The 24867-nt window shown below is 65.0% G+C and carries 24 protein-coding genes and 1 pseudogene; 11 read left to right on the plus strand and 14 right to left on the minus strand.

Features of this window, described 5'->3' with window-relative positions:
* Positions 1–923: pseudogene (locus QM712_RS32640) on the minus strand (tetratricopeptide repeat protein); the annotation flags it as partial.
* Positions 924–1294: 371 nt separating this feature from the next.
* On the opposite strand from QM712_RS32640, the gene QM712_RS32645 reads away from it, so the two are divergent.
* The gene (locus QM712_RS32645; protein ID WP_415027272.1) at positions 1295–2740 is read left to right on the plus strand and encodes an FAD-dependent oxidoreductase; all 1446 of its coding nucleotides are present in this window, start codon (positions 1295–1297) and stop codon (positions 2738–2740) included.
* Entirely contained in the window at positions 2737–4224 is a 1488-nt protein-coding gene (locus QM712_RS32650; protein ID WP_415027273.1) for a hypothetical protein, read from the plus strand. The genes QM712_RS32645 and QM712_RS32650 overlap by 4 nt, the downstream gene beginning before the upstream one ends.
* A 38-nt stretch (positions 4225–4262) precedes the next feature.
* On the opposite strand, the gene QM712_RS32655 is transcribed toward QM712_RS32650, so the two are convergent.
* From QM712_RS32655 to fliL, 4 genes are read right to left on the minus strand one after another with little or no spacing between them, the layout of a single operon-like run.
* Positions 4263–5027, minus strand: a complete 765-nt coding sequence (locus QM712_RS32655) for a MotE family protein (RefSeq protein ID WP_415027274.1) — start codon at positions 5025–5027, stop codon at positions 4263–4265.
* Positions 5028–5036: 9 nt separating this feature from the next.
* Positions 5037–5483: a DUF6468 domain-containing protein gene (locus QM712_RS32660; RefSeq protein ID WP_415027275.1), complete on the minus strand. Its 447-nt coding sequence runs from the start codon at positions 5481–5483 to the stop codon at positions 5037–5039.
* Entirely contained in the window at positions 5480–6682 is a 1203-nt protein-coding gene (gene fliM, locus QM712_RS32665) for a flagellar motor switch protein FliM (RefSeq protein WP_415027276.1), read from the minus strand. The genes QM712_RS32660 and fliM overlap by 4 nt, the downstream gene beginning before the upstream one ends.
* Before the next feature lie 18 nt (positions 6683–6700).
* Positions 6701–7201 (minus strand): flagellar basal body-associated protein FliL, encoded by a 501-nt coding sequence (gene fliL / locus QM712_RS32670; protein WP_415027277.1) that lies wholly within the window; start codon positions 7199–7201, stop codon positions 6701–6703.
* Positions 7202–7586: 385 nt separating this feature from the next.
* Here fliL and flgF point away from each other — a divergent pair, with 385 nt between their 5' ends.
* Genes flgF through flgH form a run of 4 tightly spaced genes read left to right on the plus strand, consistent with a single transcriptional unit; the run spans position 7587 to position 11065 of the window.
* Positions 7587–8348, plus strand: a complete 762-nt coding sequence (gene flgF / locus QM712_RS32675; protein ID WP_415027278.1) for a flagellar basal-body rod protein FlgF — start codon at positions 7587–7589, stop codon at positions 8346–8348.
* A gap of 16 nt (positions 8349–8364) precedes the next feature.
* Positions 8365–9153 (plus strand): flagellar basal-body rod protein FlgG, encoded by a 789-nt coding sequence (gene flgG, locus QM712_RS32680; RefSeq protein ID WP_415027279.1) that lies wholly within the window; start codon positions 8365–8367, stop codon positions 9151–9153.
* A 10-nt stretch (positions 9154–9163) separates the two neighbouring features.
* Entirely contained in the window at positions 9164–10294 is a 1131-nt protein-coding gene (gene flgA / locus QM712_RS32685) for a flagellar basal body P-ring formation chaperone FlgA (protein ID WP_415027280.1), read from the plus strand.
* 3 nt (positions 10295–10297) lie between these two features.
* Positions 10298–11065 carry a flagellar basal body L-ring protein FlgH gene (flgH, locus tag QM712_RS32690; protein ID WP_415027281.1) on the plus strand — a complete coding sequence of 256 codons (768 nt, stop codon included), beginning with the start codon at positions 10298–10300 and terminating at the stop codon, positions 11063–11065.
* Positions 11066–11263: 198 nt separating this feature from the next.
* Here the strand turns inward: flgH and QM712_RS32695 are convergent, their stop codons facing one another.
* The 4 genes from QM712_RS32695 to QM712_RS32710 all read right to left on the minus strand — a co-directional run bounded on the left by QM712_RS32695 (position 11264) and on the right by QM712_RS32710 (position 14761).
* Positions 11264–12043 carry a 2-keto-4-pentenoate hydratase gene (locus QM712_RS32695; RefSeq protein WP_415027282.1) on the minus strand — a complete coding sequence of 260 codons (780 nt, stop codon included), beginning with the start codon at positions 12041–12043 and terminating at the stop codon, positions 11264–11266.
* Between the two features lie 76 nt (positions 12044–12119).
* Positions 12120–13148, minus strand: a complete 1029-nt coding sequence (locus QM712_RS32700) for an SDR family oxidoreductase (RefSeq protein ID WP_415027283.1) — start codon at positions 13146–13148, stop codon at positions 12120–12122.
* 420 nt (positions 13149–13568) lie between these two features.
* The gene (gene dksA, locus QM712_RS32705) at positions 13569–13934 is read right to left on the minus strand and encodes an RNA polymerase-binding protein DksA (protein WP_085966600.1); all 366 of its coding nucleotides are present in this window, start codon (positions 13932–13934) and stop codon (positions 13569–13571) included.
* Positions 13935–14149: 215 nt separating this feature from the next.
* Positions 14150–14761 carry an NAD(P)-dependent oxidoreductase gene (locus tag QM712_RS32710; RefSeq protein ID WP_415027284.1) on the minus strand — a complete coding sequence of 204 codons (612 nt, stop codon included), beginning with the start codon at positions 14759–14761 and terminating at the stop codon, positions 14150–14152.
* A gap of 128 nt (positions 14762–14889) precedes the next feature.
* On the opposite strand from QM712_RS32710, the gene QM712_RS32715 reads away from it, so the two are divergent.
* Positions 14890–15261, plus strand: coding sequence for a winged helix-turn-helix transcriptional regulator (locus QM712_RS32715; protein ID WP_028148515.1), 372 nt, complete (start codon positions 14890–14892; stop codon positions 15259–15261).
* A gap of 120 nt (positions 15262–15381) precedes the next feature.
* Here QM712_RS32715 and QM712_RS32720 read toward each other — a convergent pair whose 3' ends face one another.
* The gene (locus QM712_RS32720) at positions 15382–15795 is read right to left on the minus strand and encodes a flagellar assembly protein FliX (protein ID WP_415027285.1); all 414 of its coding nucleotides are present in this window, start codon (positions 15793–15795) and stop codon (positions 15382–15384) included.
* Positions 15796–16063: 268 nt separating this feature from the next.
* On the opposite strand from QM712_RS32720, the gene QM712_RS32725 reads away from it, so the two are divergent.
* The 4 genes from QM712_RS32725 to QM712_RS32740 all read left to right on the plus strand — a co-directional run bounded on the left by QM712_RS32725 (position 16064) and on the right by QM712_RS32740 (position 18610).
* A complete protein-coding gene (locus QM712_RS32725) occupies positions 16064–17200 on the plus strand; it encodes a flagellar basal body P-ring protein FlgI (RefSeq protein ID WP_415027286.1) in 1137 nt (378 codons plus the stop codon).
* Complete coding sequence (flgJ, locus tag QM712_RS32730) at positions 17200–17580, plus strand: flagellar assembly peptidoglycan hydrolase FlgJ (protein WP_415027287.1); 381 nt, start codon at positions 17200–17202, stop codon at positions 17578–17580. Before QM712_RS32725 ends, flgJ begins: the two co-directional genes overlap by 1 nt.
* Before the next feature lie 12 nt (positions 17581–17592).
* Positions 17593–18090 carry a hypothetical protein gene (locus tag QM712_RS32735; protein ID WP_415027288.1) on the plus strand — a complete coding sequence of 166 codons (498 nt, stop codon included), beginning with the start codon at positions 17593–17595 and terminating at the stop codon, positions 18088–18090.
* Positions 18091–18250: 160 nt separating this feature from the next.
* Positions 18251–18610 (plus strand): hypothetical protein, encoded by a 360-nt coding sequence (locus tag QM712_RS32740; RefSeq protein ID WP_415027289.1) that lies wholly within the window; start codon positions 18251–18253, stop codon positions 18608–18610.
* Positions 18611–18613: 3 nt separating this feature from the next.
* On the opposite strand, the gene QM712_RS32745 is transcribed toward QM712_RS32740, so the two are convergent.
* The 4 genes from QM712_RS32745 to QM712_RS32760 all read right to left on the minus strand — a co-directional run bounded on the left by QM712_RS32745 (position 18614) and on the right by QM712_RS32760 (position 24434).
* On the minus strand, positions 18614–18982 hold the full coding sequence (locus QM712_RS32745) for a hypothetical protein (protein ID WP_415027290.1): 369 nt from the start codon (positions 18980–18982) through the stop codon (positions 18614–18616).
* 12 nt (positions 18983–18994) lie between these two features.
* Positions 18995–19363 carry a flagellar biosynthesis regulator FlaF gene (gene flaF / locus QM712_RS32750; protein WP_415027291.1) on the minus strand — a complete coding sequence of 123 codons (369 nt, stop codon included), beginning with the start codon at positions 19361–19363 and terminating at the stop codon, positions 18995–18997.
* A gap of 292 nt (positions 19364–19655) precedes the next feature.
* A complete protein-coding gene (locus tag QM712_RS32755; protein WP_415027292.1) occupies positions 19656–21941 on the minus strand; it encodes a DUF1522 domain-containing protein in 2286 nt (761 codons plus the stop codon).
* Between the two features lie 219 nt (positions 21942–22160).
* Positions 22161–24434 carry a DUF1522 domain-containing protein gene (locus QM712_RS32760; RefSeq protein WP_415027293.1) on the minus strand — a complete coding sequence of 758 codons (2274 nt, stop codon included), beginning with the start codon at positions 24432–24434 and terminating at the stop codon, positions 22161–22163.
* Positions 24435–24867 lie beyond the last annotated feature (433 nt).

Consider the following 24867-nt stretch of genomic DNA (forward strand, 5'->3'; position numbering starts at 1 on the left):
GCCGGCGCAGGCCCGCGGGCCGCCGGCGCGGCCTGCGCGATCGCAGCCTCGGGCGTCGCCGCCGCGGTCTTGCCCTTGTCGGGCTGGAAGGCGACGTCGACGACGTAGTTCTTCTCGTCACGGAAAGAGTGCACGTCGGAATCGCCGATCAGGGCGATCTCGACGGTGGTCTGGTCGGTGTCGGCCTTCTGCTTGATCGAGGCGACGTTCGGCGGCGCGGCCACCACCGCATCGGCTAGGTCGAAATTGAGGTTGGCGTTGAAGGCGAGCGTCAGCTTCTGCTCGTTGAGCACCGAGGACACGCCGACGCCGTCGGGCATCTCGAACACGAAGCGCACGAAGGTCGGCTGCACCGAGGCGCGCACGCGTATCGGCGGACGCTTCTTGGTCTCGGCGGCGGCGCGCTGGGCGCGCAGCGCGCGCTCGGCGACGCGGGCGCGCTCGGCGAGTTCCTTGACGACGTCCATGGGCAGGCTCGGCGGCGGCCCCTTCCAGCCCTCCGGCAGGAGGTCGATGAAGGTGCGCTCGCCGGCATTCATGGTGTTGACGGTGACTCGCCGTGCCAGCGACAGCCGGATCGCGCCGCCGTCGGGATCGCGCCGCGCCGAATTGACGTAGTCGGGCGCGCCTTCCGGAACGCGGTCGACGGGAACATCGACCGGACGGTCGAAGCGAATAATGAGAATGGAACCGGCCGTCGTCACCTCGGAGGGAACGTCCTCGCCGAGCTTGATCACCAGGCGCGCGAAACCGCCGCCGGCCGAGAAGGTCGCATCACCCCGGATCGCATCGGCGGCCGGCGCGGCGTCGACGCCGACCAGGAAACAGGCTGCCAGCAGCGGGGCCATCCGGACATGACGCAGCAGGCCTCGCGCCAGGGCGCGGCCTCGCGACAACAATCCAGCGGCAGCCTCTCGCGCCATTGGCGGCATTTCTTCCGATTCGACGGTCCGTGCCGGCACGAATGCCGGGCCGGTGCCCGCGAATGTAAGGTTTTGCCAATTAAGGACTTCTTAACGCTATCTTGCCGATTTTCGCTCCGCCTCACGCGGCCATGGGCGGCGCCCCGCCACGCTCGCCCGGTCCCGAACGGAACCGGCCGCCACCATCCCCAAGGCCGCCCGTCAACGGGCTGCTCGTTCCGCGCCGGCCGCATTCAAAGCATTGGCAGCGATCGGACAAACCCCCTAGATTGCGGCTCATATTTTGAGTCTTTCGCGTCCGCGGCACTACCGAGTCAGGTGATCCCTCTCCTTGCTCCGAATGCTTCCGGCAGCAAGGAATTGGGTCGACGATGAAGGTCGCGATTATCGGTGCCGGTCCGGCGGGATTGACGGCCGGCTATCAACTCGCGGCGGCCGGCGTCGAGGTGATCGTGTTCGAGGCCGGTCCCGAGGTCGGTGGCATGGCCCGCAGCTTCGACCTCTGGGGCCAGCGCGTCGATCTCGGTTCACACCGTTTTTTCAGCAAGGACCCGAGAGTCAACCGGCTCTGGCTCGACATCATGGGTCGCGACTACCGCATGGTGCGGCGGCAGTCGCGCATCCTCTATCGCCGCCGGCTTTACGATTATCCGCTTCGTCTCGGCAATGCGCTCGCGAACATGGGTCTCGCCCGGGCCGCAGCCTGCATCGCGAGCTATGCCACGACGCGAATGAAAGCGCGCCTCGCTCCCTCCCCCGAGATCACGTTCGAGGACTGGGTGGTCGCACGGTTCGGCCGCAAACTGTTCGAGATGTTCTTCAAGTCCTACAGCGAAAAGCTGTGGGGCATCCGATGCAGCGAGTTGAGCGCCGATTTCGCCGCCCAACGCATCAAGTCCTTTTCGCTCGCCGAAGCCCTGCGCACGATGACCGGCCTCTCCAGCCGATCGCATCGAACGCTCGTCGACAGCTTCGCCTATCCGACCAGCGGCAACGGAGAGGTCTATGAGCGCATGTCGCGTGCGATCACGGCGATGGGCGGACGGATACGGCTCTCGACGCCGGTCAACCGCGTGCAGGTGGAACGCGGGGTCGCCACCGGCATCGTGCTGGCCGACGGCGAGATCGTCGCGTGCGATCACGTCGTGTCGACGATGCCGCTGACGACCATGGTCCGCAGTCTCGCCGACGTTCCGGACGCAGTCCTCGAGGCCACGCGCGTGCTGCGGTTTCGCAACACGATCCTCGTCTATCTGCAGATCGCGCAGGCAGCCATCTTCCCGGACCAATGGCTTTACATCCATTCGCCGGAGCTCGGAATGGGACGGGTCACCAATTTTCGCAATTGGGCACCCGAGATCTGCCGTGGGCGCGAAGAGACGATCCTGGCGCTGGAATATTGGTGTGACGATTCGGATGCCGATTGGTCGGCGACGGACGACACTCTCGCCGACCGCGCACGTCGGGAAATTGCCGCGACCGGTCTCGTCCTGCCCGAGGACATCCTTCAAGCCAAGGTCGTCCGCGTTCCGCGGTGCTATCCCGTCTACAGCCGCGACTACAAGAGCCAGCTCGCACCGATCGTCGCGTTCCTGAAGACGCAGCGGAACCTGTGGCCGATCGGCCGTTACGGCGCGTTCAAGTACAACAACCAGGACCACAGCATCCTGATGGGCATACTCGCCGCGGAGACCATTCTGGGCCGCCACGTCCACGACCTCTGGCAGGTCAATGCGGACGACGAATATCACGAGAGCTCCACGATCACCGCCGCCGGCCTCGTGGTCGAGCCGATCGAGGCACAGGCCGCGTCATGACGATTGCATCGCTCGCCGCGGACAGGATTCACCCGCGCCGTGCGTGGGACTGGCTGATGGCGCCGCCGACGCAGGGCTTCCGCCTGGCGATCTTCGGCCTCTACGCGCTGCATATCGTGACGGGTCTTGCGAACCACGCCATGTGGCTCGACGAGGTGCAGCACTGGCTGATCGTTCGCGACAGCACCAGCCTCGGCGAACTCATCCACAATCTGGCTTATGAAGGCCATCCGCTCGGCTGGTATCTGCTGATCTGGCCGTTCCGGCTGCTCGGCCGTCAACCCGAATGGATCCAGGTCGTGCAGGGTGCGTGCGCGCTCGGAGCAGCGGCGCTTCTGCTCTGGCGGGGACCGTTCGGCCGGCTCGAACTGGCTTTGCTGCTGTTGAGCTCTCCGCTGCTGTTCGAATACGCGATCAAGAGCCGCAGCTATTCGCTCGGAGACCTGATCCTCTTCGCGTTTTGCGCCGCCTTCGTCGCACGCCGGTCTCCGCTGCTGCTCGCAGTGCTGCTCGCGCTCCTCGTGAACGTGCACGCGATGTTCGGCTGCATCGCGCTCGGAGGGCTCGCATGCGTCGCCGTGCAGCGCTGGCGAGACGACGGCATCCGGCGGATCATTCGTCGCTCGGACGCCCCGATCTTCGTCGTGCTCGCGCTCGGTCTTGCGATCGCGATCGCGGTGACGCGCCAGCCCGCGGACAGCGGCGTCGCGATCGGCTGGCGGTTCGATCTCGATTTCGATCACGTCAGGCGGACCGCATCCAACCTGGGCGCATTCATCACCGACCGTGTGGCGCTCGATACGTCGGCGTTCGTCCACATGGGCCTCGGGATATTGCTGTGCCTGATCATCCTGTGTCGCGCGCGGCGGGCACCGGTGGCCGCAGCGTTTTTCGGCGTCGCGGTCGCCGCGCTCATGACCTTCCTGCACGCCAAATACGGCTTCGAGGTCTGGCACCGGTCCCTTCTCTTCATCATCCTCGTGGCGGCCGTCTGGCTGGGGCGCGGGACACAAGGTCCGGACGGGCCTGCTCTGGTTCCCCGCATCCTGTTCGCAATGGTCCTCGTCGCGCAGGCCTGGCACGGCATTCGGGTCGCCATCTACGACCGGACCGTGGACTATTCCGCAGCCCGCGCCACGGCTCGCGCTTTGGTCAACGCGGGTCTGGGTTCGGCGCCGCTGTTTGTGCTTCGCGACCATCTCTCCGCGACCGTCGTCGCCTATCTTCAGGCGCCGAAGGCGTTCTACGGATCAGGCATGCGCGAAGGGAGTTTCGTGATCTGGGACAAGGCGCGCCTGGCGCCGGTCGATATTCATGCGGTGATCGAGCGCGCCGCGGCGACACCGAACGCGGTCGTGCTCGACTGCGTCGGCAATCCGCCGTTCGGACCCGTGCCGGACCCGCGCCTCGTCGAATTGTGGCGCGGCTACGGTCACATCGAAAGCTGCATCATCTACCGATTCCGGACGGCGGATCAGCGCTGACATCCGTCCGAACGCAAGGCGCCTAGCGATTGGCGCCCTCAGTTCGGCTTCTGCGTCGGCTTTCCGTCGATCTTGGGGAGATCGCCGGCCGAAGCCGATTGATCGCCACCGCCGCCGGCACGTCGTGCCATCTCGACCGTGAGCCGCTCGGCGGCCTCCGAAGACATCAAACCCAGAATGTCCGACATCTTTCGCGGCGCGATCTGGGTGGCGATCTCGATCAGCACGCCCATCTCCAGCCGGTCGAACACCCGCGCGGCATCCTTGGGCTTCATGCTCTCATACATCGTCACGAGGCCCTTCATGCGCTGGGCCTCGGCGGCTTTCTGGTCGGCCGCGGTGGCGGAGATGCGCGACTCCACCGCCTTCATCTCCTCGACCTTGTTCTCGATGCGCTTCTCGGCCGATTTGAGCAGGCTCTCGCGGATGTCGATTTCGCGCTGGCGGGCTTCGATCTCCTGGCGCCGCGACTGCAGGCGCTCCAGGATCGCGCGCTCAGAGGCCGAGACCTGCGGCTGGGCTTCGTCGACCTTCACGACGGTGCCTTCAGGCTTGGTCTCGGGCGCGGCCGGCTTGGGCGCCTCCGCCGCCGGGGCGCCATGCGTCGATCCCGTGATGTCCGCATCCTCGCGGCCCGTCGGAAAATTCAGGTTCTCCTGCGCCCAGGATTTCTTGCCCGTGCTCGGCCGATAGTCGAACACATAGCCGCCATTGAGCACGAGGCCCGCGACCTTGAGCGTGGCAAGGCCCGCGACCGCAACCAGGACGACCGGAATGACGCGAATGTTACGAAAAGACTTCATACCCTGACTTCATGCGGCAAGACCATTGGACCGTCGACGTTCGGAGAATGCCTCGGCCGCGGCCGCCACCGCCTTCGCCGACGAGGGCTTGGCGGCAGGCGCGGCAACCGGCTCCGGACTGGTCGCGGGGCGCGCGGCGATCGCGATCTTGGACAGGCGGCGCACCACGTTGTCGGCTTCGCTGAGCTGTTTGTAAAGCTGGTCCGACATCTGCGTCGCGGCGGCGAGCTGGCTGCCGAGATTCTCGTTGACGTCGCGCACCGCGAGCTTCAGCCCGCCGATCGCCCGTTCGGCGATCTCCGTCGCCGTGATCAGCTCGGCGATGACCGCCTTCAGCGAATGCTCGTCCGCCTTCAGCCGCATCAGCCGCTTGTTGAGCAGGATGCAGTAGCCGATGGTGAGCATCAGCAGGATAGCCACCAGCGTCTCGATCGCCATTCCCAGGGAGTGGTTCATGGGGCCTCCATCATCTTGTTCTGCTCGTCTACCCTCTCGAACATCGCAAGCGTGGTACTCGGCTTGCGCAGGGGTTTCGTCACGCGGATCGCGACGCGGTCGCCGACCCGGCCCATCCGCCCTTCGGTCAGCGTGACGTCGCCGCAACGCACCGAGACGTTGGCATCGGCCCGCATCTCGAGCGGCAGCGTGTCGCCGACCTTGAGCCGCATCAACTGCTTGAGCGGAATTTCGGCCTCGTAGAGCACGGCGTCGACGGCGATCTCGGCCTGCACGATCTCGGTGGCGAAATGGCCTTCCCAGATCGGATCGCGGCCGAATTTTTCGCCCATGAACATCTGCAGCAGGACGCCGCGGATCGGTTCGATGGTCGCATAAGGCAGCAGCAGTTCGATATTGCCGCCGCGATCTTCCATGTCGATGCGCAGGCGCACCAGGATCGCGGCATTGGCGGGACGGCTGATCGCGGCGAAACGCGGATTGGTCTCGAGGCGGTCGATCGTGAAGGTCACAGGCGACAACGGACGGAACGCCTGCTCGGCGTCGGCCAGCACCACCTCGACGAGGCGCTTGACGAGGTTCGTCTCGATCGTGGTGTAGGGCCGGCCCTCGATGCGAAGCTGGCTCGCGCCGCGACGTCCGCCGAGCAGCACGTCGATCATCGAATAGATCAGGTTGGAATCGACCGTCGCCATGCCGAAGTTTTCCCACTCCTCGGCCTTGAACACCGAGAGGACGGCCGGCAGCGGGATCGAGTTCATGTAGTCGCCGAAGCGCACCGAGGTGATGCGGTCGAGCGAGACTTCGACGTTGTCGGAGGTGAAATTGCGCAGCGAGGTCGTCATCAGCCGCACCAGGCGGTCGAAGACGATTTCGAGCATCGGCAGACGCTCGTAGGAGACCATCGCCGAATCGATGATCGCGCGAATGCCCGAATGGTCGTCGAGATTGACGTCTCCGACGGCGAAGCCGAGGAGATTGTCGATCTCCTCCTGCGACAGCACGCGCTCGCCGGAATTCTTGCCGGTGCCGAGATCACGGCTGCCGTCCTCGACCATGGCCGCCCATTGCAGGGCCATGGTCTCCGACAGCTCGTTCTCGGCTGCAGCCTTGGCGGCCTCCGCGGGATCCTCGGAATCGAGCGAGGCCTCCCATTGGGCGGCTATGGCATCCTGGTCGACTTGGTCGTTGCCCGCCATGATCCTAGTCCACCATGCTCACTGGATCACGACTTCCTTGAACAGCACCGCGCTGACCTGGACCGGCGCGACCGCCGCGTTGACGCGCTTGGTCAGTTCTTCCTTGAGGCGGAAGATGCCGGCGGAGCCGTTGAGGTCGGAGGGGCGGAGTTCCCGCACATAGGTCTGGAAGATATCGGTCACGCGCGGCATCGTCGGCTTGATCGCCTCGATCTGCTTCTCTTCCTTGAGTTCGAGCACGATCTTCAGCCGCAGATATTGCACGCGCTCGCCGGGAGCGCCGGCGAGGTTGACCATCATGTCGGGGACGTCGACGAAGGCCGGCGGCTTCGCCTGGGGCGCCGCTTCGGCGTGATGCTCGTCGTCGCCGTGACGGAAGAACAGGAACCAGGTCGCGGCGCCGCCTCCAAGCAGGACCAGCGCGCCGACGATGATGAGGATCAGCTTGAACTTGCTCTTCGGGGCAGCGGCCTCCGCGCCTTCGGCGGCTGCGCCGCCTTCCGCTTCATTCTCTGCCATGGTCGCTAGGGCTCGCTCATCTCATGAAGGGCCGAAAGAGCGAAGCCTCCTGGCAGACAATGACGCGATACAAATGCCCCAGCGCAAAGCGCTCCTCTCACGCGCAAACGCTACGGTAATAATGGTTAACGGAACCTTTCGATCGGGCCCCCGCTAGGAAAAATCTGCCGGGCAAACATGGCTAACAGAACCTTTCTGCCGCCCGGCATCGCCCTCGAAAAATGATCAAGGCATTGTAATTATGTAATTTTTCGTGTTGGCACGGCTTTCGCTGAGAGAGGGCCGAGACCCGATGGTTTGGGAGAACCAGACGGTCTCGTTCACGGGGTCCGCCAAGGCGCTTGGGAGAGCGACGAGGCAGACTTCACTCAGGGGAGATCTACCGATGCAGAACGCGCTTCTGATCGGCTTGTCACGGCAGATGACGTTGGAACGGCAGATGGATGTCATCGCCAACAACGTCGCCAACGCCAACACCAACGGCTTCAAGGCCGACCATTCGCTGTTCGAGGAGTATCTCAACTCGAACGCGCGTGAGGACAATTTCATCGGCTCCGACCGCCGGGTCTCGTACGTGCAGGACCGCGGGACCTTCCGCGACGTCGGCCAGGGCCCGATGGAGGCGACCAACAACCCGCTCGACATGGCGATCAACGGCAATGCCTATTTCGCCGTGCAGGCCAATGGCGCCGAGCGCTACACCCGCGACGGCAAGTTCGCGCTGAACAGCAGCGGCCAGCTCGTCACCTCGGACGGCAACCTCGTGCTCGGCACCGGCGGCCCGATCACCTTCCAGCCGACCGACCACGACATCAACGTCGCGCCGGACGGCACCGTGACCGTGCTCGAAGGCACCGCCAAGACCGATTCGATCCGCGGCAAGATCCGCATGGTGTCTTTCGACGATCCGACCAGGCTGACCAAGCTCGGTGCCAACCTCTACAGCGCCGGCTCGGCCACCCAGCAGGCCGACACCAAGTCCACCGTCCAGCAGGGCTACATCGAGAAGTCGAACGTGAATGCGGTCGGCGAGATGAGCCGCATGGTCGAGGTGATGCGCAGCTACACCGCCATCGCCAACCTGCTCCAGCAGCAGAGCGACCTCCACAAATCGGCGATCGAAAAGCTCGCCGACGTTCCGGCCTGATTGAAGGAGAACTGACATGCAGGCGCTTCACACCGCAGCGACCGGAATGGCGGCACAGGAACTCAACGTTCAGGTGATCTCCAACAACATCGCCAACCTCCGCACCACCGGCTTCAAGAAGCAGACCGCGGCGTTCCAGGACCTGATCTACGAACACGTCCGACGCGTCGGCGCGCAATCGTCCGACCAGGGCACCATCCTGCCCGTCGGCGTCGACATCGGCGGCGGCGTCAAGACCGTCGGCACGCCGCGCAGCATGACGCAGGGTACGCTGTCGCAGACCGGCAACGACCTCGACCTCGCGATCTCGGGCGAAGGCTTCTTCAAGATCCTGATGCCCGACGGCACCTACCAGTACACCCGCGACGGCACCTTCCAGATGGACAATCAGGGCCGTATCGTCACCGCGCAGGGCAACCCGGTCCAGCCGACGATCACGATCCCGAACAACGCCTCGGGCCTCACCGTCAACGTGCAGGGCCAGGTCTCGGTGACGCTGCCGGGCTCGTCGACCTCGACCATCCTCGGCCAGATCGGCCTGACCCGCTTCATCAACAAGGCCGGCCTGCAGCCGGTCGGCAGCAATCAGTTCACCGAGACGCCCTCCTCCGGTCCGCCGCAGGACGGCACCGCGACCGCCGAAGGCTACGGCAACATCACCCAGGGCAGCCTCGAACAGGCCAATGTCGACGTCGTCTCGGAGATGAGCGACCTGATCGCGGCCCAGCGCGCCTACGAGATGAACGCCAAGGTGATCAGCGCCGCCGACCAGATGATGCAATCGACCACGGCGCTGTTCCGCTGAGGTGATGACGATGATCCGCACCACACTCGCCACGATCTCCGCTCTCTTCGTGCTGGCGCTGCCGGCGCGGGCCGCCGACGATGCCGTCGCGGTGCCGACGCTGCGCCCCAGCGTCACCGTCACCTCGGACGTGGTGCGGGTCGGCGATCTCATCGACAATGCCGGCTCGGCCGCGCTGATCGCGGTCTACCGCTCGCCCGACCTCGGCACCACCGGCGTGCTGCCGGTCGCCCAGGTCCTCGGCGTGCTGCGCGCAAAGCAGGTGATCGGCGTGATGACCGGCGACGTCAAGGAAGTGACGGTCACCCGCCTCGCCCGCACGCTCGCCAACAAGGATCTCGAAAACGCAGTGGCCTCGGCGCTCGAGCGCCGTTTCGGCCTCGGCGATGCCGCCAATATCACCGTCACCTTCGACCGCGGCGTCGCCGACATGCGGCTCGATGCGTCCAACACCGGTGCGCTCCAGCCGGTCGCGACCCGCTACGATGCGCGCAGCGGCCGCTTCGACCTGACCTTCGAGATCAGCAACGACAACACCGCGACACCGACCAAGCTGCGTTTCACCGGCAGCGCGATCGAGACCGTCGAGGTCGCCGTGCTCACCCGCGACATCGACCGCGCCGAGCTGCTGAAATCCTCCGACGTCGTGCTCGAGCGCCGGCCGAAGGCCGAGGTCACCGGCGAGGCCGCCTCGCGCGACCGCACGGTCGGCATGCAGCTCCGCCGTCCGATGCGGGCGGGCATGCCGATCCGCATCGCCGACATCGTCAAGCCGGACTTCGTCCAGCGCGACCAGAACGTCACCATCATCTACCAGGTGCCGGGCCTCTATCTCACCACGCGCGGCAAGGCGATCGACAACGGCGCCGAAGGCGACACCGTCAGCGTCCTCAACGTGCAGACCAAGCGCACGCTGACCGGCACCGTCACAGGCCGCGGCCAGGTGACCGTGCAGGGCGCAAGCCAGTCCATCCCGATGGCGCCGGCTGTCGAGCAGACCTCCTCGATCAAGCACGAGGACGTTCCGCCGGCTGCAGCCCTCGCCCAGAGCCTGATCCAGACCCCCGCGCCCTCGGCCCGGGTGGCACAAGCCCAGATTCCGCAAGCTCAAGTCTCGCCAGCTCCAGCCAAGTCAGAGTAAGTCATGTCCACGTTCAGTTCCGCTGCCCGCTCTCGTCGCATCGCGATTTCCGCTCTGCTGCTGGCAACATCCGCGCTGGCAAGCGGCTGCTCCTCGATCGACCGCCTGTCGCAGATCGGCGAGCAACCGAAGCTGTCGGCGATCGACAATCCGACGACGCAGCCCGGCTACAAGCCGGTGCAAATGCCGATGCCGAAGCCGGAAGTCGCCTCCTACAACCCGAACTCGCTGTGGCGCAACGGCAGCCGCGCCTTCTTCAAGGACCAGCGCGCCCATCAGGTCGGCGACCTCCTGACCGTGACCGTGAACATCACCGACAAGGCCAATCTCTCCAACGAGACCCAGCGCAGCCGCACCAACTCGGAAGACTCGGGCATCACCGACTTCATCGGCGCGAAGACGCTCGGCGCACAGGCGCAGAAAGTGCTGCCCGGCCGCATCCTCACCGCCGACTCCACCGCATCCAGCGACGGCAAGGGTTCGGTCAATCGCCAGGAGGCGTTGCAGACCAACGTCGCGGCCGTCGTGACGCAGGTGCTGCCGAACGGCAACCTCGTGGTCGAGGGCAAGCAGGAGATCCGCGTCAACTACGAGATCCGCGAACTCGTGGTCGCCGGCATCGTCCGCCCCGAAGACATCCAGAGCGACAACACCATCGATTCCACCAAGATCGCGCAGGCCCGCATCGCCTATGGCGGCCGCGGCCAGATCATGGACGTGCAGCAGCCGCGTTACGGCCAACAGGTCATGGACGTGCTGCTGCCCTTCTGAGGTTCTCCCGAGCTCCCACATCGTGTTCGCGAACCTAGGCGCGAGCGACGATGTACTACGCGGCCTCCGGTAGCTCCCCTGCCGGAGGCCGCATGTATTTTGCGGCGTGCAGCGGCCGTCAAGTTCCGTTGCCGAAGCTCTGTCCGTCATTTCGCGCGCTTGCTTCGCTGCGCTCGCCATGACGGCGTGGCTGGAGCCTTACGTGAACTCCGCTTCCACGACGCCGAGCCCGTCCAGCTCCATCCGCACCTTGTCGCCGGCCTTCAGCCACAGCGTCTTGACCAGGCTTCCCGTGAGCACGAGCTGGCCCGCATGCAGGCCCTTGCCTTCGGCGGCGAGATGGTTGGCGAGCCAGGCGAGCGCATTGTGGGGGTGGCCGAGCACGTCGGCGCCGGTGCCGTGGCTGACCTCCTCGCCGTTGACCAGCGCCCGGCCCTTGACCGCCTTGAGGTCCGGAACCGAGGTACGCGGCACCGCCTCACCCAGCACGCAGCCGGCGGCGAAGAAATCGTCGGCGATCAGCGTCGGCGCGCCCATCGTCTCCCATTTCACGTAGCGGTCGTCGACGATCTCGATCGCGGGATGGTAGGCCTCGACCGCTTCGCCGACCCATTCGGCCGTGAACGGCGCCTCGCCGGGCGAGAGATTGCGCTTCAGGCGAACCGCGATCTCACATTCGACGCCGACGCGGACATAATCCGAGGCGGCGAGCTTCACGCCGCTGTCGTGGACGCCCTTCTGGAACACGCCGCCGCCGCAGGGGTGCGGGATGCCGATGTAATCCTGCATGACCTGGCTGGTGCAGCCGATCTTGTAGCCGACGAGCGGGCCCACATTCTTCAGGAGAAGGTCGTGCAGCGCCCGCTGGACCTGGTAACCCTCGGCCTCGTCCTCGGGCGGGCTCTGCAGTGCCGCGAGCGGCGCATGGTTGCGCCGGGCCAGCGCGATGGCCTTTGCGGCTTCGAGAATCTTGTCCATCGGCGCCGCCTCCTACGCTACGCACTTGCCGGCAATACTTCAGCATCCCCGCCCCGGCCTGACAAGCGCGGGCCGCCTATGCCTTGACCAGGCCGAGCCGGATCAGGCTCTCGGCCGTGCCGAGGATCGCCTCCTTGCTCGACCGCGCATGCCAGCCGAGCAACGACCCCGCCTTGGCGCCGGTGGCGTGGCGCACCTTGCCGAGCACGGGCACGACCGCGCGCAGCAGGGGAATTCTGGCCGCGGCCAGCCGCACCACCCAGTCAGGCGCCTGCAGGCGCGGAACCCGGCGTGCCTGCGGACCGAGTTCCCGCCGCAGCACCCTGGCGATGTCGAGGATCGAGAGGGTGTCTCCGGACGCCGCGATGAACCGCTCGCCTTTTGCCTCCGGCGCCGTCATCGCGCGCAGGTGCAGGTCGGCGACGTCGCGCACGTCGACCACGCCGAAATAGACCCGGGGCACCGCCGGCATGGCGCCGTCCAGCAGCGACTTGACGATCTCGATCGAGCCGGAAAAATCAGGCCCCAGCACGGGTCCGAAAATCCCGACCGGATTGACCACAGACAATTCCAGGCCGCCGCCCTCGCGCGCTACGAATTCCCACGCGGCCCGCTCGGCCAGCGTCTTGGACTTCACGTAGGGCTGCAGGTCCGTGCCGTCGAGATTGGTCCAGTCGGTCTCGTCGAACGGCTTGTCGCGCGGCGGATGGCCGTAGCCGATGGCGCCAAGCGACGAGGTGACGACGACGCGCTTCACGCCCGCATCGCGCGCGGCACGCAGCACCCGGAGCGTGCCGTCGCGGGCCGGGACGATCATCTCGTTCTCGTCCTTGGGCACGCTGGTCGACAATGGCGAGGCCACATGGAGCACGTAATCGCAGCCGCCGACCGCTTCGTGCCAACCCTCGTCGCGGGTAAGGTCTGCGGTGAAGAAGGACAGGGTTTCGGGCGAGGCCGCCCCGCCCTCCCGCAGCATCGCCAGCACCTCGTCGCGCCGATCCGGCCGGCGCACCGTCGTCCGGACCTCGTGGCCGCCGGCCAGGAGTTGCAGGACGACATGGATGCCGACGAAGCCCGAGCCGCCGGTGACCAGGACAGTGCTCATTGCAATTCCCTCGTTGCTCGCTGCTTCGGGTGACGCAGGCGTCGGGCGCGGCCGACGGCCGACACTTAAGGAAATATTGAGTTGGCCGAGGCTCTATGACGGAGCGTGCCTTGCGGCATCGCGAGAGCCGCAAAGACGTGATTGCAGCAGGACTTGATGCTGCTCGATCACCGCCTCAACGATCGAAGAGATCTCGTTGATGCGACTCGCAAAAACCTCCGCAGATGAAGTGAAGGCTGTTTCTGATCTGAATTCACGTGAGGTCGAAGAAACCGAGTCTAGCCCATTGATCGTGATTCACTTTTCGCGATCGCGACAACGGACCCCGGCTCTCGGCGGCAAGCAAAGGGCAAAATACCAGCACGGCGCGAAACGGCGCCCCGTCCCAAAAATGAAGAGCCGCACTCGGCGGCTCGGACTCTATTCGTCGCGATAGACCTTCTCGCGCTTCTCGTGGCGCTCCTGTGCCTCCACCGAGAGCGTCGCGATCGGACGAGCCTCGAGCCGTTTCAAGGAAATCGGCTCGCCGGTCTCCTCGCAATAGCCGTAGGTGTTGTCCTCGATGCGCTGGAGCGCTGCGTCGATCTTGGCGATCAGCTTGCGCTGACGGTCGCGGGCACGGAGTTCGATGGCACGGTCGGTTTCGGACGAAGCCCGATCGGCGAGATCGGGGTGGTTCACGTTCTCCTCCTGCAGGGCTTGCAGGGTGAGCTTGGACTCTTTGAGGATCTCATCCTTCCAGGCGAGGAGCTTCAAACGGAAGTACTCCTTCTGCCGGTCGTTCATGAAAGGCTCTTTTTCGGTCGGTCGGTAGTTTTTCAACTTTTCCAAGGGCGGCCTATCTTCTTAAGCAACGACTCGCGAACGGAACGGGGTCCGTTGAGCCGGGCCTTATATAGCGACCACCTGTGACAGACAATATTTCCCTGATGTCGTGGCGGCCGCCCCCAAGCCCTTGCTCAGGAAGGTATATCCGGAAAACCCCGGGGGCGGCCGACAGCTCAGTAACCGACCGTGAAGCGCTGCCTCTGGTGGGCCGGCCGCTCGATCTCGTCGGCGAGCGCGATGGCGTAGTCCGCGAAGCTGATCCAGCTCTTCCCGTTCGCATCAGCGAGAAGCTGGTCGGTCCCGAGCCGGAACTTGCCGGTCCGCTCCCCCTCGATGAACAGCGCCGAAGGCGAGAGGAAGGTCCAGTTCAGGTCCTTTTCCTGCCGCAGCAGGTCCAGGAAGACGGAGCCGGCCTCGGCCTCGGCCTTGTATTGGGCCGGAAAACCGGGGGTTGTGACCAATTTCACGCCCGGAGCGACTTCAAGGCTGCCTGCGCCGCCGACGACGAGGTAGCGGCCGACGCCGGATGCCTTCGCCGCGCCGATGAGCTTGTGCGGATCGCTCGCCAGGAAATGCACGGAACTGACCGCGACGTCGTGCCCGGCCCACAGCGCGGTCAGGCCTGCCTGGTCGAGGACGTCCCCCTTGGTCGGGGTGACGTTCGGCAGCGCCGCGATCTTCTCGGGATTACGGGCGATTGCCGTGACCGCGTGGCCGCGGCGGGACAGTTCCCTGGTGATCTCCGAACCGGCCCGGCCCGAGGCGCCGGCAATTGCGATTTTCATGGAAGGCTCCTGTGCTTCTTTGGTAACTAGTAGTTACTAGATAACGTAATGAATGCTGGTGTTAAGAGAGCACTTCATGCTTACCTGATTACGCAGGGGTAACCGGAACGGATCGCGAGGAACGGACGATGAAGCCCGATGTCTATGCCGCCAATTGCCCGACGCGCCAGATCCTCGATCGCGTCGGCGACAAATGGGCGGTCTTGATCCTCTTGCTGCTGCGCGAAGAGCCGATGCGCTTCAATCAATTGCGCCGCACGATCGAGGGCATTTCACAGAAGATGCTGAGCCAGGTTCTCAAGTCGCTCGAACGCGACGGCTTGATCAAGCGTCACGCCATCGCGACTGTTCCGGTAACAGTGGAATATTCGATCACGCAGCTTGGCGTAACGCTCGCTGCCGCCGTCGATCCCTTGCGTGATTGGGCCGAGCAGAACCTGAAGGACGTGCTCGCCGCCCAACGCCGCTACGATGCGCAACAGAAGGACGAAGCGGCGTAAGACGCACGCGACAGCCTGGCCGTTCGCTCCACAACGTACGTCTCTGGAATACCGGATCGCCCGCTCAAGCCGGGCGGCGACGACAGGAGAGAGGCTTCAAGGTAGAGCGGATGGCGCGTCTTACGCTTGCCCCGCCTTCGCGAGTTCGACTTCGACACGAAGCTCAATCTCGGACAGTACGGCATCGAGGCCGGGATCGCCGGAAGAGGATTTCAGGTTTGCCGCGGCATCACGCAGCCGCATCACGGTGGACGAGTCGAGATTGCCGGACAAAAGTCCCATCTTGAGATCGTCCAGCACGTCGAGCGCCGTCTTGCCGCGGGCCACCGACCGCTTGCGGCGCTCGACCGGATCCTCCTCGATGCCCTGCAGCGCGAGCAAGGCGTCGATGTTGGTCGCGGCTTTCGGTGCGGCAGCAGCCCTCGTCTCCTGCGCCGACGAGGTGTCGGGCAGCGCGAAGGTGCCTGAGCTCGTTCGCCTGGCCTGACTGGCCGGCGCTCCCAACGTGGTGCCGTTCGGTCCGTAGATGCGCATCGAAGCAATCCGGGTGATCGATGCCGGAGCTTCGCCGCTTTATGGTTAACGGGACGTAAACGCCCCGGCAAAATCTGCCGACAGGCGGCAGTTTCGCTCCTGACGACCAATGCCGGGTGGCGTCGCTCGAAAGAGATTTATTCAACCTATTCAATACCCTGACGCCCTCGCCCCATCCTGGCACAGCGCTCGCATAGAAAGCACCGGACCGGCTCGTCATGGGAGTGTCGATCAGGTCCGGGATTTGAGGAGCCTCGGGGAGCAGAGGATGCCAGGCGTTCGTTGGGTGAGGATTCTGAGTGGGGTTTTCGGGGTGGCCTGCGCCGCGCTGTCAGCGCTTGCGTTGTCGGTCACGTCCGCGACCGCGACCTCGCGCATCAAGGACCTCGCCAATATCGAGGGCGTTCGGCAGAACCAGCTCATCGGCTACGGCCTCGTCGTCGGTCTCAACGGCACCGGCGACACGCTGAACAACATTCCCTTCACCAAGCAGTCGCTGCAGGCGATGCTCGAGCGCATGGGCGTCAACATCCGCGGCGCCACCATCCGCACCGGCAACGTCGCGGCCGTCATGGTGACCGGCAATCTGCCGGCCTTCGCCACCCAGGGCACGCGCATGGACGTCACCGTGTCGGCGCTCGGCGACGCCAAGACCCTCCAGGGCGGGACCCTACTCGTCACGCCGCTGCTCGGCGCCGACGGTAACGTCTACGCGGTCGCCCAGGGCTCGCTCGCGATCTCCGGCTTCCAGGCCGAGGGCGAGGCGGCCAAGATCGTGCGCGGCGTGCCGACGGTCGGACGTATCGCCAACGGCGCCATCATCGAGCGCGAGATCGAGTTCGCACTCAACCGACTGCCGAACGTGCGGCTGGCGCTGCGCAACGCCGACTTCACCACCGCCAAGCGCATCGCGGCCGCGATCAACGACTATCTCGGCGTGAAGACCGCCGAGCCGATCGACCCGTCCACGGTGCAACTGGCGATTCCGCCGGAGTTCAAGGGCAACGTCGTCGCCTTCCTGACCGAGATCGAGCAGCTTCAGGTCGATCCGGATCTCGCCGCCAAGATCATCATCGACGAGCGCTCCGGCATCATCGTGATGGGCCGTGACGTCCGCGTCGCCACCGTCGCGGTCGCGCAAGGCAATCTCACCGTCACGATCTCCGAAAGCCCGCAGGTCAGCCAGCCCAACCCGCTGTCGCGTGGGCGTACCGTGGTCACGCCGCGCACCAGCGTCGGCGTCACCGAGGACGGCAAGAAGTTCGCCGTCGTGAAGGACGGCGTGTCGCTCCAGCAACTGGTGGATGGCCTCAACGGCCTCGGCATCGGCCCGCGCGACCTCATCAGCATCCTCCAGGCGATCAAGGCCGCCGGGGCGATCGAAGCCGATATCGAGGTGATGTGATGCAGGTCAGCATGCTCAACACCTCGCACGTCGTCGCATCGGCGCTGTCGAACCCGGCATTCTCGGTAGAGAGCCGCAACGGCCGGCCCGACTTCGAGCTCGCCGCGGCGCTGCAGAAGGTCTCACCGCAGCAGCAGGCCAAGGCACAGAAGACCGCGACCGATTTCGAGGCGATGTTCCTCAACAGCATGTTCTCGCAGATGACCTCCGGCCTGAAAGGCGAAGGCCCGTTCGGCGACACAACGGGCACCGGCGTATGGCGCTCGATGCTGACCGAGCAATATTCCAAGAACTTCGCCAAGGCCGGCGGCGTCGGCGTCGCCACCGAGGTCTATCGCACCCTCATCCTGCAGCAGTCGAAAACCATCCGCACGGCATAAGGTCCCCTCGACATGAACCAGTTCAACGCCTCACGCCAGCCGGTGCCCGCCCAGCCCGCGAACAACGCGCTCGGCGCGGCCGAAGCGCGCAAGCTCGCCGAGGAGCTGATGGACGCGATGAGCGCCCTGCTCGGCCTGATCGAACGCGAGACCGAACTCGTGCGCGCGGGCAAGCTTCGCGAGGCGCTGGCGTTCGAGAGCAAGAAGCAGGAACTGTCGCGGCGCTATGTCGGCGCGGTCAGCCAGTTGAAGGCGAACCAGACCCAGTTCGCGAAATCGGCGCCGGAGCTGCTCTCGACACTGCATCGGCATCACGACGCCTTTCGCGCGATGCTCCAGGTCAATCTGACCGTGCTCGCGACCGCACATGCGGTCTCCGAAAGCGTCGTGCGCGGCGTCAACGCGGAGATCCAGAAGCGCAACGTCCCGAACACCTACACGGCGGCGGGGCGCCGCGCGACACCGGGCCCGCGCCACATCACTCCGCTCGCGGTCAGCCGCTCGCTCTGAGCGCACGCCGGAAAACACTCGCAATTTTACGAAAAACCGCGCGCCGGTAACGGCGCGCGGTTAGGCACGTTTCCTTACCGGGCCTTCAGTCCTGGTACTCCATGGTTGCGCGATTGGAGAGGTTGGGATTTGACTCAGACAAGGCAACCAGGAGGCTGCCATGAGCACAGATTTCAGCATCAGGCCGGTGGGGATACCGGCCCCCGCACCCATCGCAACGGCGTCGACTCCGGCGGCGAGCGAGGCCGTGCAAACTGATTTGCCGGTGACCCAGACGGTCGCCGCGGCAGATGCGACCGCCGCCGCGCGCAACGATCCGCAAGGCAACGAAAACGTCTCGCGTCAGGTCGTGTTCGACCAGGCAGCCGCGTCCTTCGTCTTCCAGGTCGTCAACGACAAGACCGACGCGGTCGTCAATCAGTTTCCCGACGAAGCGATGCTGCGCCGGCGAGCCTATTTCCATGCACTGGATTTGAAGTCGGAGCCGACGCGTCCGCTCAATACGGACGTCAGCGCCTGACGGTCACGAGTCGAGCGTGGCGACGGCGGTGTCGAGATAGGTCGAGCCGGTCGCGGGATCGGTGACGACGTTCTTGATCTGCGCCTTGCCCGTATCGGTCAGCGTGAACTTGGTGTTGCCGAAGCGGAACGAGGAATCCTTGATCAGCACCTGCTGGTACTGCGACGTCCCGTCACTCTGGTAGTGGATCTGGGCGCGAAAGCCGTTGACCTGGGAAATGCTGAGCGAGAACTTCTTCCCGTCGGGATAGGTGCCGGTCCAGTTGCCCTGATAGAGCGACGAATCGACCGCGACGTATTTGGACGAGCTCGTGGTGTTCGAAAGAACGTTCGACTTGTACGCGGTCGACAGGATGCTCATGATGTCGGCCACGACGCGTCTCCGTTACGGCCGGCCGGACAGACCAGCGGCGATGTTCCGGTTGATCTCGATCAGCGGACGGAAGTGATCGAACTGCGGGCTCATCTGGAGCGCGGCGGTCTGGCTCAGCACGAACACGCTGATGTTGGCGATCTTCTGCCGGACGTCGAGCGGCTGCGGATTGGTGTCGCGCATCGCCTCGCTGAGGAAGATCGTCCAGAGCTTGCGGTTGAACATCAGCGCATGCATGGTCTGCTCGCTGAGCGGATCGGCATTGTTCACCGCATCCTGGAGCTTGTTCGCCGCCTTGAGCAGGGTCTGCGCCTCGACGTCGCGAGGAGATGCGGTGGTCGTTGCAACACGCGCGTAGGCCGAGGCAGCGGAATTCGACATCAATCACACCCTGGAAGCTTCCCAGCCCGTTGAACAGGCTTAAGGATTTCTTTCCCAACCCTAGGCAGCACCGCTTAAGATTTGCTTACGTGTACGCTTGGAAGCACTCCGGACTATTACGGGGCGTGGAGTCCTTCGTCGGCGTAACGCTAGATGCGCACATGCATGCTGTAAACTCACTTGGCGTGATGCGCGTCGATCTCAGCTAATCTTGTCTTACGGTCTCCCTTAAAAGAACGGCGGAGCGTTAACTCCGCCGCGATATCTCGACTTGCGACATTGCGCCGCCGAATTAGCGGAGGAGCTGAAGCACGCTCTGCTGCGACTGGTTGGCCAGCGACAGCGCGGAGACCGCGATCGACTGGCGGGTCGACAGCGCCTGGCTGTTGGCCGCTTCCTCGTTGGTGTCGGCCAGCGTCAGGTTCGACGAACCGGTCTGCAGCACGTTGATCAGGTTCTTCGAGAAGTCCTGGCGAACCTGCACGATCGAGAGGTTCGAACCGAGCGCCGAGCCTTCCGACCGCAGCGTGCTCGAAGCCGCATTGAGGCTGGTCAGCACCTTGTTCGTGGCGCCGTTGTCGATGAAGTCGACACCGTTGACGAGGTTGCTGAGGCCGAGACCGGCCGCATTGAAGACAACGCCGTTGATGCCGAGCGTCGAGCTGCCGGTCTCGTTGAAGACGAGCTTGAGCGTATCGCCGTTCAGCAGGTTGACGCCGTTGAAGGAGGAGTCCTGCGAGGTCGTGTCGATCTGCGCAAGGATGTTGTTGAACTGGTTGACCAGGTTCGAGCGCGCCGTCTGGGCCACGGGATCCTGGACCGGGGGCTGTGCCGTGGTGAAGGCCAGCACGCCGGTGATGGTGCCGCCGACCGCGCCGCCCGCGGTCGTCGAGCCGAGGGTCGAGGAGGCGTATTCGTTGACGGTGGTCACCGTGAGCACGCCGTTGGCGTCGATGGTCGCCGTCATGTGGTTCGCCTGGAGCTGCGCGTTGAGCTGATCCAGCGTCTTGACGGTGCCGTTGGTGCCGTCGCCGAAGGTGACGTTCACCGGTGTACCGCCGTTGAAGGAGGTGAAGGTCAGCGTCTTGCCGCTGATGCCGCCGACTCCGGAGGTCCGCGACGCGGTGAAGGCGGTCGCCGTTCCCGTGTTGCCGCTGAGACCGAACGCGCTGAGCGCGTTGCCGGTCCCGGTGATCGAGAGGTCGGCATTGATGCCGGTCGAGAGCGCCAGCTGGCCGCTGGAGTTCACCGACGACGGGATCTGGCCTGCCGTGGTCGAGAGCGACGCGGCTCCGTTGAAGACGCTGGCGGTCTTGACGCCGGTGGCGAGGTCGATCGAGTTGAGCAGGTCGGTCAGCGTCGCGCTCTGAAGATAGACCGTCGAGTTGCCGTTTCCGTCGGTGACGATGTTGCCGTTGATGCCGCCGGAGGTTACGCCGGTCGCCGATTGCGGCGTCTGCGCGTTCTTGAAGGTGATGGTGTGGCCGTCGATGTTCAGCGTCGAGCCGTCCTGGACGAGCGTGCCGAGCGAGTTTGCGGTGGTCGACCGGTTGGCGCTGACGCTGGCATTGCCCGCGCCGGTCGCCGAGGTCAGACCGAGCGCCTTGAGGAAGTCGGCCTTGCCCGTCACGCTCAGGTCCGCACCGGTCGAGCTCTTCAGCGTCACGACGCCGCCGGCCGAGATCGACGAAGGCGTCTGGGGCGTGCCGACGGTCGCGCCGCTGGTCGCGATGGTCGCAGCGCCCGCACTGATCGTCGCGGTCTGCACGCCACTCGCCAGGTCGATCGCGCTCAGGAGGTCGTTGACCGTGCCGGTGGGCGCAGCGGCGGTCCCCATGTAGACGATCGAGTTGCCGTTGCCGTCGGTCGCGATGTGACCGCTGGGATCGAGCCCCCATCCGGTCGGCTGCGTCGAAGGCGCGGCCCCGGTGCGGAAGGTGACGGTCTTGCCGTTGACGGTGATGGAGTCGCCGTCCGCGGGTGACGACCCGAGCGTGCTGCTCGTGGTCGAGCCGATGAGCGTTGCCCCGCCGCCAAGCGTCGTGGTGCCGTCGGCGGCTTTCGCTGCGGTGCCGTTCAACGTGCCCGCGTTCGAACCGAGCGAGGCGCCGAGCGCGGCCGCCGCCGTGACCGGAGTCACGCCGCCGGGTGCGCCGGTATAGAGCACGTTGCTGTTGGCCGTCGCGCTTGCATAGGACGTCGTGCCGCGCAGGTCGGCCGGGGTCGCACCGGGAATCGTGGTGGAGACGTTGGACTTGGTGGAGTAGCCGACCGTGGTCTGCAGCGCCTGGTTGGCGATCGATTTGGCGCTGTCGATCAGCTTCTGCAGCGAAGTGATGCCGGTGTTGGCCGCCTGCAGCACCTGCACACCGTTGTTGATGCCGTCGAGCAGGTTGCTGATGTCACTCGCGCGGTTGTCCAGCCCCTGCGCGGTGAAGAAGTTGGTGGGGTTGTCGAGTGCGCTATTGACCTTCTTGCCGGTCGACAACCGCTCCTGCGTCGTGGCCAGCAAGTCGGCCGTCGACTGCAGCGACAACAGGTTCTGGCGAACTGACGCCGAGAGAACGATGTTGGACATTGGCGAGTCTTCCTCTTGAACCGGGTACGGATCGGCCACGCGGTCTGGAAAGCGGGCGTTGTTCCAGTTTTAGGGGCTGTCCTTTAAAGTATGGTTAACGCCGGTTTAAGGGATAGGGTTAATGGCCGGTGAACGCTCCCTGCCCTCGCCCAAACGCAAAAAGAGCGGCGGGGCGAATGGCCCCGCCGCTCGATTTTATCGAGTTATTTCAGCTACTTGTTAGCGGAGAAGCTGAAGCACGCTCTGCTGCGAGGTGTTGGCCAGCGACAGCGCGGAGACCGCGATCGACTGGCGGGTCGACAGCGCCTGGCTGTTGGCCGCTTCGACATTGGTGTCGGCCAGCGTCAGGTTCGACGAACCGGTCTGCAGCACGTTGATCAGGTTCTTGTTGAAGTCCTGGCGGATCTGCACGACCGAGAGGTTCGAGCCGAGCGCCGAGGCTTCCGAGCGCAACGTGCTCGAGGCTGCGTTGAGGCTGGTCAGAACGCGGTTCGATGCGGCGTTGTCGATGAAGTCGACGCCGACGGTCAGCGCGGCGAGACCCAGACCCTTGGAGTTGTAGGTCACGCCCGTGATGTTCAGGCTCGACTTGCCGGTCTCGTCGAACACCAGCTTGAGCTGGTCACCGTTCAGGAGGTTCACACCATTGAACGAGGAGTCCTGCGAGGTCGTGTCGATCTGGTTCAGGATGTTGTTGTACTGGCTGACCAGATTGGCACGGGCCGTCTGCGCAACGGCGTCCTGCACCGGCGTGGATGCCGTCGAGAAGGTCAGCGCCGTCGTCAGCGTACCGCCGATCGAACCACCTGCAGCCGTCGAACCCAGCGTCGACGACGCGTAGTCGTTCGATGCAGTGATCGTCAGCAGGCCGTTGGCATCGATCGTGGCGGCCATATTGTTCGCCTGGAGCTGCGCGTTGAGCTGATCGAGCGTCTTGACCGTGCCGTTGGTGCCGTCACCGAAGGTGACATTGACCGCCGTGCCGCCGTTGAAGGAGGAGAAGGTCAAGGTCTTGCCGCTGATGCCGCCGATGCCGGACGTGCGCGCAGCGGTGAACGCCGTCGCCGTGCCGGTGTTGCCGCCGAAGCCGAGCACGTTCAGGGCGTTGCCCGTGCCGGTGATCGACAGGTCGGAGTTGACACCGGTCGAGAGCTGCAGCTGGCCGCTGCTGTTGATCGACGAGTTGCTCTGGCCGGTGGCCGTCTTCAGCGCCGCCGTGCCGTTGGCCGCGATGGTCGCAGTCTGAACGCCGGTGGCAAGGTCGATCGCGTTCAGCACGTCGGCGACAGTGCCGGCCTGCAGATAGACCGTCGAGTTGCCGTTGCCGTCGGTGATCACGTTGCCGTTCTTGCCGTAGCCGGCAGCCACGGCCGGAGCACCGGTCGAGCCCGGGACAGGCGCGTTCTTGAAGGTGATGACGTGACCGTCGACGTTCAGGGTCGAACCGTCCGTGATCTGCGCACCCAGGGAGTTCGCGCTCGGCGCGCGATTGGCCGAGACCGTGGCGTTGCCGCCGCCCGTCGCGCTGGTCAGACCGAGCCCGTGGAGCAGGTCCGCCTTGCCGGTCACGGACAGATCCGCACCGGTCGAGCTGTTGAGCGTCACGATGCCGCCGGAGATCGACGAAGCCGACTGGCTGTCGCTGGTGGAGATGACCGCCGCGCCGCTGGTGATCTTCGCCGTCTGGACGCCGCTGGCCAGGTCGATCGCGCTCAGCAGGTCATCAACGGTGGCCGCCGGGGTGGCGGTCGTGCCGAGATAGACGGTGCTGTTGCCGTTGCCGTCGGTGACGAGGTTGCCGCTGACGCCGGAACCGGTCGGGACGGAAGTGCTCGCCGGAGCCGAACCGGAACGGAAGGTGATGGTCTTGCCATTGACGGTCAGCGTATCGCCGTCGGCCGGCGAGCCACTGAGCACGGTCGCGCCGGACGCTGCGCCGATCAGGGTCGCGTCATGAGCGAGCGTGGTCGAACCGTCGGCCGCCTTCACGGCGGCAGGAGCCACCAGCGAACCCGCGGTCGCACCGAGCGTCGTGCCTGATGTCGCCGCGTTGGTGCCGCCGGCCGTACCGTCGTACAGCACGTTGCTGAATGCAGTCGCGCTGGCGAAGCTGGTGGTGCCGCGCAGGTCCGAAGCCGTCGCACCGGAGATCGTGGTGGAGACGTTGGACTTCGTGGAGTAGCCGACCGTGGTCTGCAGCGCCTGGTTGGCGATCGACTTGGCGCTGTCGATCAGCTTCTGCAGCGAGGTGATGCCGGTGTTGGCGGCCTGCAGCACCTGCACGCCGTTGGCGATGCCGTCGAGCAGGTTGTTGATGTCGCTGGCGCGGTTGTCGAGCGACTGCGCGGTGAAGAAGTTGGTGGGATTGTCCAGGGCCGAGTTGACGCTCTTGCCGGTCGACAGACGGTTCTGTGTGGTGGCGAGGAGGTCGGCGGTGGACTGGAGAGACAGGAGGTTCTGACGAACCGACGCAGAGAGAACAATACCGGACATAACTCTTACCCTTCTGGTTTACGCGTCTTCGTTCGATCGCTTCGGATCGAGTGACACGCACAGCCTGCGCGGACATGGCTAACAAAGGGTGAAACGAAGCTCGCCGGCGTAAGCGCCGGTTCACCATGAACCGCGCAAGGGCAATGGCGCACGCGGCAAGCGGACTGAAATCATTGGCAATTCTGCGCGCTTACGTTCCATTAACCATAACCGACGGTTACTTTTTGGAGCGCTGCAAAGACGTTTTGAAATCGCGCAGGCAACGAAAAAGCGGCGGAGCCGAAGCTCCGCCGCCCTGTCCTGCTTGCGATGTGGTCCGCTTGTTAGCGGAGGAGCTGAAGCACGCTCTGCTGCGACTGGTTGGCCAGCGACAGCGCCGAGACCGCGATCGACTGGCGGGTCGACAGCGCCTGGCTGTTGGCCGCTTCGACAT

Source organism: Bradyrhizobium sp. (assembly GCF_047605465.1).
GTDB lineage: Bacteria > Pseudomonadota > Alphaproteobacteria > Rhizobiales > Xanthobacteraceae > Bradyrhizobium.

Excerpts from the sequence above, each read along its gene's own strand:
- flgF (WP_415027278.1), top strand. The coding sequence starts at position 7,587 with ATGCAGAACGCGCTTCTGATCGGCTTGTCACGGCAGATGACGTTGGAA.
- flgH (WP_415027281.1), top strand. The coding sequence starts at position 10,298 with ATGTCCACGTTCAGTTCCGCTGCCCGCTCTCGTCGCATCGCGATTTCC.
- QM712_RS32735 (WP_415027288.1), top strand. The coding sequence starts at position 17,593 with ATGAACCAGTTCAACGCCTCACGCCAGCCGGTGCCCGCCCAGCCCGCG.
- flgJ (WP_415027287.1), top strand. The coding sequence starts at position 17,200 with ATGCAGGTCAGCATGCTCAACACCTCGCACGTCGTCGCATCGGCGCTG.
- QM712_RS32655 (WP_415027274.1), bottom strand. The coding sequence starts at position 5,027 with ATGAAGTCTTTTCGTAACATTCGCGTCATTCCGGTCGTCCTGGTTGCG.
- QM712_RS32660 (WP_415027275.1), bottom strand. The coding sequence starts at position 5,483 with ATGAACCACTCCCTGGGAATGGCGATCGAGACGCTGGTGGCTATCCTG.
- dksA (WP_085966600.1), bottom strand. The coding sequence starts at position 13,934 with ATGAACGACCGGCAGAAGGAGTACTTCCGTTTGAAGCTCCTCGCCTGG.
- QM712_RS32755 (WP_415027292.1), bottom strand. The coding sequence starts at position 21,941 with ATGTCCAACATCGTTCTCTCGGCGTCAGTTCGCCAGAACCTGTTGTCG.
- fliL (WP_415027277.1), bottom strand. The coding sequence starts at position 7,201 with ATGGCAGAGAATGAAGCGGAAGGCGGCGCAGCCGCCGAAGGCGCGGAG.
- QM712_RS32720 (WP_415027285.1), bottom strand. The coding sequence starts at position 15,795 with ATGCGCATCTACGGACCGAACGGCACCACGTTGGGAGCGCCGGCCAGT.
- QM712_RS32715 (WP_028148515.1), top strand. The coding sequence starts at position 14,890 with ATGAAGCCCGATGTCTATGCCGCCAATTGCCCGACGCGCCAGATCCTC.
- QM712_RS32740 (WP_415027289.1), top strand. The coding sequence starts at position 18,251 with ATGAGCACAGATTTCAGCATCAGGCCGGTGGGGATACCGGCCCCCGCA.
- QM712_RS32650 (WP_415027273.1), top strand. The coding sequence starts at position 2,737 with ATGACGATTGCATCGCTCGCCGCGGACAGGATTCACCCGCGCCGTGCG.
- QM712_RS32760 (WP_415027293.1), bottom strand. The coding sequence starts at position 24,434 with ATGTCCGGTATTGTTCTCTCTGCGTCGGTTCGTCAGAACCTCCTGTCT.
- QM712_RS32645 (WP_415027272.1), top strand. The coding sequence starts at position 1,295 with ATGAAGGTCGCGATTATCGGTGCCGGTCCGGCGGGATTGACGGCCGGC.
- fliM (WP_415027276.1), bottom strand. The coding sequence starts at position 6,682 with ATGGCGGGCAACGACCAAGTCGACCAGGATGCCATAGCCGCCCAATGG.
- flgA (WP_415027280.1), top strand. The coding sequence starts at position 9,164 with ATGATCCGCACCACACTCGCCACGATCTCCGCTCTCTTCGTGCTGGCG.
- QM712_RS32695 (WP_415027282.1), bottom strand. The coding sequence starts at position 12,043 with ATGGACAAGATTCTCGAAGCCGCAAAGGCCATCGCGCTGGCCCGGCGC.
- QM712_RS32710 (WP_415027284.1), bottom strand. The coding sequence starts at position 14,761 with ATGAAAATCGCAATTGCCGGCGCCTCGGGCCGGGCCGGTTCGGAGATC.
- flaF (WP_415027291.1), bottom strand. The coding sequence starts at position 19,363 with ATGTCGAATTCCGCTGCCTCGGCCTACGCGCGTGTTGCAACGACCACC.
- flgG (WP_415027279.1), top strand. The coding sequence starts at position 8,365 with ATGCAGGCGCTTCACACCGCAGCGACCGGAATGGCGGCACAGGAACTC.
- QM712_RS32700 (WP_415027283.1), bottom strand. The coding sequence starts at position 13,148 with ATGAGCACTGTCCTGGTCACCGGCGGCTCGGGCTTCGTCGGCATCCAT.
- QM712_RS32725 (WP_415027286.1), top strand. The coding sequence starts at position 16,064 with ATGCCAGGCGTTCGTTGGGTGAGGATTCTGAGTGGGGTTTTCGGGGTG.